The sequence below is a fragment of the Cupriavidus sp. genome, from assembly GCF_057315035.1.
The window spans coordinates 135,823-143,587 of sequence record NZ_DBHKYV010000002.1 but is presented as its reverse complement, the minus strand read 5'-3'; the positions used below and the strand labels follow the sequence as shown (position 1 = coordinate 143,587).

The 7,765-nt window shown below is 57.9% G+C and carries 7 protein-coding genes and 1 pseudogene; 2 read left to right on the top strand and 6 right to left on the bottom strand.

The features are described 5' to 3' along the window. Positions 1-70: 70 nt before the first annotated feature. The 4 genes and pseudogenes from ACO550_RS04190 to ACO550_RS04175 all read right to left on the bottom strand — a co-directional run bounded on the left by ACO550_RS04190 (position 71) and on the right by ACO550_RS04175 (position 4,433). Positions 71-2,080 carry a tetratricopeptide repeat protein gene (locus ACO550_RS04190; RefSeq protein ID WP_315594952.1) on the bottom strand — a complete coding sequence of 670 codons (2,010 nt, stop codon included), beginning with the start codon at positions 2,078-2,080 and terminating at the stop codon, positions 71-73. 727 nt (positions 2,081-2,807) lie between these two features. Continuing rightward, entirely contained in the window at positions 2,808-2,990 is a 183-nt protein-coding gene (locus ACO550_RS04185) for an OST-HTH/LOTUS domain-containing protein (RefSeq protein ID WP_315594951.1), read from the bottom strand. Positions 2,991-3,199: 209 nt separating this feature from the next. Further along, positions 3,200-3,568, bottom strand: a pseudogene (locus ACO550_RS04180) (NYN domain-containing protein); the annotation flags it as partial. A gap of 448 nt (positions 3,569-4,016) precedes the next feature. Next, the gene (locus ACO550_RS04175) at positions 4,017-4,433 is read right to left on the bottom strand and encodes a M30 family zinc metallopeptidase (RefSeq protein ID WP_315594950.1); all 417 of its coding nucleotides are present in this window, start codon (positions 4,431-4,433) and stop codon (positions 4,017-4,019) included. A 36-nt stretch (positions 4,434-4,469) separates the two neighbouring features. Between ACO550_RS04175 and ACO550_RS04170 the strand changes: the two genes are divergently transcribed. Next, the gene (locus ACO550_RS04170) at positions 4,470-4,679 is read left to right on the top strand and encodes a tripartite tricarboxylate transporter substrate-binding protein (protein ID WP_315594949.1); all 210 of its coding nucleotides are present in this window, start codon (positions 4,470-4,472) and stop codon (positions 4,677-4,679) included. Between the two features lie 24 nt (positions 4,680-4,703). Here the strand turns inward: ACO550_RS04170 and ACO550_RS04165 are convergent, their stop codons facing one another. Then, a complete protein-coding gene (locus ACO550_RS04165) occupies positions 4,704-6,293 on the bottom strand; it encodes an aldehyde dehydrogenase family protein (RefSeq protein ID WP_315594948.1) in 1,590 nt (529 codons plus the stop codon). A gap of 171 nt (positions 6,294-6,464) precedes the next feature. On the opposite strand from ACO550_RS04165, the gene ACO550_RS04160 reads away from it, so the two are divergent. After that, complete coding sequence (locus tag ACO550_RS04160) at positions 6,465-7,457, top strand: LysR substrate-binding domain-containing protein (protein WP_315594959.1); 993 nt, start codon at positions 6,465-6,467, stop codon at positions 7,455-7,457. On the opposite strand, the gene ACO550_RS04155 is transcribed toward ACO550_RS04160, so the two are convergent. Further along, positions 7,443-7,757 (bottom strand): NIPSNAP family protein, encoded by a 315-nt coding sequence (locus ACO550_RS04155; protein WP_238264978.1) that lies wholly within the window; start codon positions 7,755-7,757, stop codon positions 7,443-7,445. The genes ACO550_RS04160 and ACO550_RS04155 overlap by 15 nt on opposite strands. Between the last annotated feature and the right edge of the window lie 8 nt (positions 7,758-7,765).

Sequence of the window (7,765 nt, the reverse complement as noted above, 5' to 3'; positions counted from 1 at the left end):
GGCACTGGCACTGGCACTGGCACTGGCACTGGCACTGGCACTGGCACTGGCACTGGCACTGTAGGATAATTTACCCACCGGAAAGCAATTTGGCCTGAGAAATTAGTGCTTCAGCTTCTTGATATCGCCCAAGTTTCTTATAAACCGAAGCGAGCCTATTTAGCGTTTTTGTCATTTCAAATTTATAAATGTTCCCATTATTAACGTAGGCGACCCTAAATATATCCAAAGCCTTCTTCATGCAATCTGCTGCATCCGTATATTTATTCTGCGCCTCTAAAATATTTCCATAGTTAAAAATTGCGTGCCCAAGGTCCACCTCGTAGACTCTGTTGTTATTTCTGACCAGCTCTTCAAATATTTTAATGCTTTCAGTTGCAGCGACTGTGGCCGCAGTCAAATTTCCGTCATCCGCATACATGGCAGCCAAACTACTTTGCAACTTTCCAATAGCGGGGCGATAGGTAGCTTCCCTCGATTGCGATAGGTCTCGAAAAATAACCAAAGTTTCTTCTCCGGTTTTTATCGCTTTTTTTGTCTGCCCTTTCAATGCATAAAGAATCATCATCGAGTAATAAGATTGCGCCAAATCATATCTATAAGCCTCCGGCTCTCGCTGAATTAGTTCCTTTCTTAACTTTATGGCATCAACCCCATATGCCTCCGCCAGGTCGAATTTACGAAGGGCGGCATAAGTTTGCGAAAGCGATTGAATAATCGTGGCGTAGTCAGCACTATAAGCTGACGGATTCTCTGAAAACATTTGCTTAAAAAGTTTCTCCGACTCAATTACGTAAGGGAGAGCTCTTTCGCTTTCATCGGTTTGCGCATAAAATATCCCGATACTTCCCAAAGCACGAGCATATTCATATTTAAATTTTATACCATTAGATTCATATAATTTTTTAGATGTATTCAATGCCTCGAGATAAGTAGACTCGGCTTCTTTAAATTTTTCCTCAGAAACTAAAATATTTCCAAGCGAATTAAGCGCGTTGAGGAGAGCATCTACATTCGTTGAATCTTCTTTCACCAGATCTCGAAACTTTTCCACCGATTTACGTTGAAACTGCTCAGATTCAGTCAAGCGATTTGTTTGACCGTACAAAAGAGCGAGATTATTAAATATTTTAGCAACCCCAATACTGGAATCGGAAGACGAAATCTTCTGCATAATCGCCAAACTCTCCATATATGAGCGTTCGGCTTCCGGAAAACGTTGAGTCGCTTGGTAGATTGACCCAATTCCCAATAAAGTATCAGCGAGTTGCTCCATCCTTCCCGCAGCGGCCGGATCGTTTTTTCTAAGGTCCAAGATTAATGGTATATAGACAAGCTCCGCTGCTGAAAAATTACCCTGAAAATTCAACACGCGAGCATAGGCACGTGCGTACTGATAATTCACAGGCTCCAATAAGTAGCTTTTTTTATAATACGGAATGGCCGCCATTGGTTGAAATTCCAGCCTAGAAATTTCAGCCCGCCTGTAGTTTCGCAGGGCGATGAGCTTGGGGTCCTGATTAGAGCGCGCCAAAAGCTCATCAAGGATCGTCTTTGATTTTGTGAAATCTAGTTGCGCTAGGGCTAAAGCTGCTTGCCTATCGGCGTCATCTTCGCCAATCTCGGCCCTTACATCCTTGGTGACATCTTTATAGGTAGCTACCCAATCGGCTGCGACTTTAGGGAAATTCGCGGAAGTATTTTCCGCCACTTCTTTTGTTAGAATTATTTCTAAATTCTTTAGGCTTTTCTTTGTCGATTGCGCATCACTTGTAAGAGCGCTAACTTGCCTCATGACTGCTTTAATCATTAAATTAGAAGCGGAAACCGCATTACTCAACTGCACGGATCCTATTTTGTTAGCCCGTTTTAAAGCATTTAATTCATCGGCCAACCCTTGTATTTGTGGCCTATATTTTGCACAATCGACTACGACGGTTAAATCTCCTTTTACGTCAACGTGAGAAAACGCTGGACTGCAGTCGCCAGAGGTCGATGCCGATTGCCCAACTGCAATCGAATATATGGCAGAAAGGCACAATAGCACCAATGAACATAAACCTCTGAGTAGCGCTTTCATTTTGCAGCTTCGGAGGATTTCTTATTGCATGACTGAGAAAAAGAACCGCCGATACTCACTCCGGCCAGTGAAGGTGCGCAATCTCCCTTCGATACTGCGTTTATGACACTCCCTGGCTCGCTCTGTTTTTCAGCACTATTTAATTTTCGAGACTCCGCTACTTGCTGTTCATACGCGAGAAACAGGCCACCCATCAAGGAGAAGGTTGCCAGTGATACTGCGACGATCGGAAGCCATCTCGGCGCAGCTCTTCGTTTTGCGAAGATCCCTGATATTCCGAAAACAAGAGCTAAAGCGGTGGCTGCCAGTCCTATTGGGGAGGATAGAGCACTTATATATTCCATTTTTAGTTCCCTGGCGAATAGGACCTATGAAATTGCGTCCATACTGTAAAGATTGAAGGCCACAACTAGAAATCAAGGGTACAGACACGAGAGACCGATTGGAAATCCGGCAACAAATAATTACTAAAGTAGTCTGCGGAAGACCGCTATACTTTCCACCATTAGTTGGATATGTCACTCACTCTCGTTATGTGAAATGTTTCAACCTGACTCATACTTTTTGCAAGTGCGCGGAAGAGCGCAAGAGGCCGCTGGATACGTGAATGTCAGGTATGCGACCGGTACCCGCCGTTACCTCTCACCGTGAGACTGACCGCAACGGGTCGGCTACGGTTCTCCGCGACCGATTGTCGGCCCAAACACAACGTCGTAAGGGGTGTATCTCACCCTTCCACTGCATCAACCTTGGGCTTGATACTGACCCAGAATCCTGTGCCGTTATGCTGGGTCATGACCAAGTCCGGGTAGGTGCGAACCATATCGGATAGCGTGGCATGGCCAAAAACCTTCGGCGAAAAAGCTGGATCGGTGCGCTTGAGGTATTGCCCGAGGGCGCCAAGCCCCACCCATCTGGCGTATCGCCGGCGAGAAGCTCGACAGCGCGAATCACAGCCTTGGGCCGCCGCTTCGCCGGAGGCCTGGCAGGTATGGGTATCGTAGATACCCTCGCTTTTGCGGTGTCGGCCGGTTCCATGGCCGGATCAGGCGCTTGCCACTCAAAGAACTGGTCGCTGGCATTACGCAGCGCGTCGGGAGTTTTCTCCTCCCCGACAATATGGACGGTAGCGCCGCGTTCGCGCAGCTTGCGACAGAGGTACGCGAAATCGGAGTCGCTGGTGACGAGGCAAAAGATATCAGCGCGCGAGTCGAACATCGCCTCCATTGCGTCCAATGCGAGCGCAATATCGGCGGTGTTCTTTCCGGCCGCATACTGGTACTGTAAGCAGGGGGTGAAAGCGAGGCGGACTAGTGCCTCTTGCCACCTGTTGGCGAGGGTCGAGTGGTTGCCATACCCTCTACGAAGCACCAGGCGCCCGAACTGGGGCACGACCCGGAGTGCATATTCAAGGATTTCAGGGGTCGTATTGTCACAGTCCACCAGTACCGCGACCCGTGCCTCCACCGTTGCCGATTGACCCGCCATAGTTTCCCGCCATTGCGTTGTTATCTCCGCATGATATTGGCGCGCTGCGGCACCTGTCTAGGCGTGGCCAGGGCAGCGTTCTGGGAGCCGTGTCACCGTCCCGAAGATTGCGGAGTGCCGCTGACCCGAAGGGACGGGAGCCACACGCCTGGTCCCGGTGCCTGAATCACGGTTCCCTCTACGGTTGCCTGTCGGCCAATGAGCGAACGTGCCTCGCCTAGCGGCATCCCCACCAGTTCCCAGGTTTCATGGGACGCCGTCTCCAACATGACCGTTGGAAACGGTTCATTGCCCTTAATGTGGATCTCACCTGTCAACTTCTGCAGCTGCTCGTCCGTAGGTGCCGCGCCAGCGCAGCCCGCGAGACCAAGCGCCACCAGTGCAGTCAGTACGATCTTCTGCATACGACTCCAAAGAAGAAGGGGCGGCACATGCCGCCCCGTGGGTCTTACTGAATCACGACCGACAGTGTCGAGTTGGCCGGCACCTTGAAGGTCTCGCCATACGTGCCATTCACGGCCTTGCGAACGACCGGGAGGCTAGCATACGGCTGCAGCGTCGCGGGCACCGATTGCGTCAGCGTGCGGCCGGCCAACAGCGCCTGCGGATCGATCACCGGCAACGTGAAGCCGCGTTCCGCACGCGCCGGGAATCCAAAGCCCGTGGGGCTGGGTGCTTTCATCAGTGCGCCCGACGTCGCGGCAAAGCGGCGCAGATGCTCGCCCAGGCTTGAAGTCGGTACCGTCGCGCGGATCGACGAATCGAGAACTGCTACCGAGTCGGTGCTGCTGACGTTGGCCAGAAGGTGCTTGTAGAAGCCCAGGCCAAGTTGTCGATCCAGGAAGCCACCGAGCGAGCCGGACACGGAATAGCTGACGCGGAAACCGAATCGTGGTCGGTAATGGCGCCTGCCGGCACCAGCCCGGAGATCGTCAAGAAGCTGCAGGACACCATCAAGGCCATTACCTCGGACCCCAGCACGGTGAAACTGCTGCACGACCAGGGCGCCCTGCCGCTTTATGGCAACGGCGACAACCTGTCGAAGGTAATCGCCGATGACACCCGGCGCTGGTCGGAAGTGGTTCGGCAGGCCAATATCCAACTCGAATAGGGATTGCCGAAGCCACGTTCACCGCTACGCCACGACCGGCTCGCGAGTCCGCACGCCATTCACCAGCCGGTCGATGCCCAGCGGGTTGGCATTGCGCAGCGCCGCCGGCAGCAGCGCGTCGTCCATGTTCTGAAAGCAGACAGGTCGCAGGAAGCGGTCGATGGCCAGCGTGCCCACCGACGTGCCGCGCGCGTCGGACGTGGCGGGATACGGGCCGCCGTGCACCATGGCATCGCACACCTCCACGCCGGTTGGATAGCCGTTGACCAGCAGCCGTCCCGCCTTGTGCTCCAGCGCCGCCACCAGTGGTGCGGCCTCGGCCAAGTCTTCCGGGTCCGCGATCAGTGTTGCCGTCAACTGCCCCTGGAGTGCGTCGATGGCGCGCTTCAGCGCTTCGGCATCTTCCAGCACCACCAGGACCGTGCAAGGTCCGAACACTTCGTGCTGCAAGCGGCCATCGGGCTGGAATAGCAGTGCGGAGTCGGCCTGCCACAGTTCGGCGGACGCCTGGCCGGGTCGAGCCGGTGCGGCGGCCAGCAAGGTCATGCCCGGCGTATCGTCAAACTTCCGCACCCCGGCGACGTAGTGCTGCAATCCCGCTGCATTGAGCATCGTCTGCGCGGGCGCGGCGGCGATGGCTGTCTTGAAATGCGCGACAAATGCGTCGAGCGCCGCCGAGCGGATGCCCAGGACCAGGCCCGGGTTCGTGCAGAACTGCCCTACCCCCAGCGTGACCGACGCGGTCAGCTCAGCCGCGATGGCCGCGCCCCGGCGCGCCAGCGCCTGGGCCATCAGGATCAGCGGATTGACGCTGCTCATCTCGGCAAACACGGGAATCGGATGCGGACGGGCCGCGGCCATATCGCAGAGCGCACGGCCGCCACGCAGCGAACCCGTGAAGCCGACGGCGCGGATCTCGGGATGCTTGACCAGATGCTCGCCAACGCGGTCGCCGAAGATCATGTTGAAGACGCCGCGCGGCATCTCCGTGGCCTCTGCCGCGCGCACCACGACGTCGGCGATCACGGACGCCGTTGCCATGTGTCCCATATGGGCCTTGAACACCACCGGGCAGCCAGCCGCCAGCGCCGACGCGGTATCGCCGCCGGCCGTGGAGAACGCAAGCGGGAAATTGCTGGCGCCAAACACGGCTACCGGCCCGACGCCGATACGGTACTGCCGCAAGTCCGCGCGTGGCAGAGGCTTGCGCTCCGGCATGGCCAGGTCGATGCGTGCCCCCAGGAAATCGCCGCGACGCAGCACCGTTGCGAACTGCCGCAACTGGTGGCTCGTGCGCGCGCGCTCCCCTGCAATGCGCGCGGCCGGGAGTGCGGTTTCCTGGCAGACTAGTTCAATGAACGCATTGTCGAGCGCGTCCATGCCATCGGCCACGGCGTCCAGGAAGCGGGCGCGCTGCGCGGGCGCCAGCGCACGAAACGCGGGATAGGCCGCCGCTGCGGCACGCGCGGCCGCGTCCACTTCGCCGGGCGTGGCCGCGTGGAACACACCGGGCAGGCGCTCGCCCGTGCTGGCATTCACGCTGTACAGCAAGGTAGAGCCGGCGGCACTGCGTGCGCCGCCAATGTATTGTTGGCCGGAAGTTTGCAACGACATGGAGTCTCCTGGAGATGGACGCGGTGTGGCCGCGCGTGTCGGGGGGACTCTATGCGGCGGCGCCGGCGGGCGCCAATGAAAAGGCCTGATTTGCCGATAAGCGGCGGTTATCCGCGCGCCGTGCCGGGATGGGTCGAAGGCGCTATAGTGTCGACTTTTGCACGCTCCGCCATGCGCCCCACGGCACTCCCCTCGCTCGCCACCATTGCGTCAAGATTGCGCCTGAAGCAACTGCGCCTGCTGATCGCGCTGGACAATCACGGCTCGCTGCACAAGGCCGCCGACGAGATCGCCATCTCGCAGCCGGGCGCCACCAAGGCCCTGCGCGAGATCGAGGACATCCTGGGCATGTCGCTGTTCGAACGCCAGCCCAAGGGTCTGGTGGCCAATGAACTCGGCCAGTGCGTCACGCGCTACGCGCGCCTGATCTACAGCGACCTCGAACACCTGCATGCCGAGATCACGGCCATTGCGCAGGGACACGGCGGCCATCTCGCGGTGGGGGTCATCATGGGCGCGATTCCGCTGCTGACCCGCGCGCTGACCGCCTTGCGCGAGCAGCAGCCGCACCTGTCCGTGGAAATCATCGAGAACACCAGCGCGGCACTGCTGCCGCTGCTGGACGAAGGCCGCATCGACCTGACCCTGTGCCGCTGTGGCGTCAGCCGCAGGCCGGGTGCCTACGACTGCATGGCACTGGAAATGGAACCGCTCGCGGTGGTGGCCGCGCGCTCGCACCGGCTGGCGGGCGCCTCGGCGCTGACGCTGGCCGACCTGGCCGGCCTGCCGTGGATGGCGTATCCGGTCAACACGCCGATGCGCCGCGCGCTCGAACGCGAGCTGGACGACGCGGGCATCGACTTGCCCCGCTATCCGCTGGAAACCGCATCGGCCTTTGCCACGCTCACGATGCTGCAGGACACCCCCGACCTGGTGGCCGTGGTGCCGCGTGCCGTGGCGGAATTTGGCGAGCGGTTCGGCATGCTGGTGCAGCTGCCAGTGCCGATGCGCGCGCTGGACGACCCCTATGGCGTGATCACCCGATCCGGCGCACACCTGTCGCCGGGAGCGCGCCTGCTGATCGCGTCGCTGCAGGCGCATTGCGTCGAACCGCTGCCGGACGGCAGCGAGAACGACAGCGGGGACAACTCAGCGGATCGGTGAAAAATCCGCGGGGCGCAGCAGCTTGGACTCCATCTTGACCAGCATCGGGAACGCCACCGGTACAAACTTCTCGAGCCAGTCGCGATCTTCGTAGAGCGCATTGCGGCGGGCGATCCGGTCGTCCAGGCTTTCGTAGGCCCAGATGTGCACCACCTGGTTCAGCTCGCCGATCTCGGTGTACCACCAGCCCACCAGCTTGGCGTAGCGCGAGATCACGGGCAGCCCTTCCTGCTCGAAGTGCCGCAGGTATTCCTTCATCTTGCCGATCTGGACCGTGTAGGTCCGCATTTCGTAGTACATGGTCATTC

Excerpts from the sequence above, each read along its gene's own strand:
- ACO550_RS04155 (WP_238264978.1), bottom strand. The coding sequence starts at position 7,757 with ATGTACTACGAAATGCGGACCTACACGGTCCAGATCGGCAAGATGAAG.
- ACO550_RS04160 (WP_315594959.1), top strand. The coding sequence starts at position 6,465 with ATGCGCCCCACGGCACTCCCCTCGCTCGCCACCATTGCGTCAAGATTG.
- ACO550_RS04165 (WP_315594948.1), bottom strand. The coding sequence starts at position 6,293 with ATGTCGTTGCAAACTTCCGGCCAACAATACATTGGCGGCGCACGCAGT.
- ACO550_RS04170 (WP_315594949.1), top strand. The coding sequence starts at position 4,470 with ATGGCGCCTGCCGGCACCAGCCCGGAGATCGTCAAGAAGCTGCAGGAC.
- ACO550_RS04190 (WP_315594952.1), bottom strand. The coding sequence starts at position 2,080 with ATGAAAGCGCTACTCAGAGGTTTATGTTCATTGGTGCTATTGTGCCTT.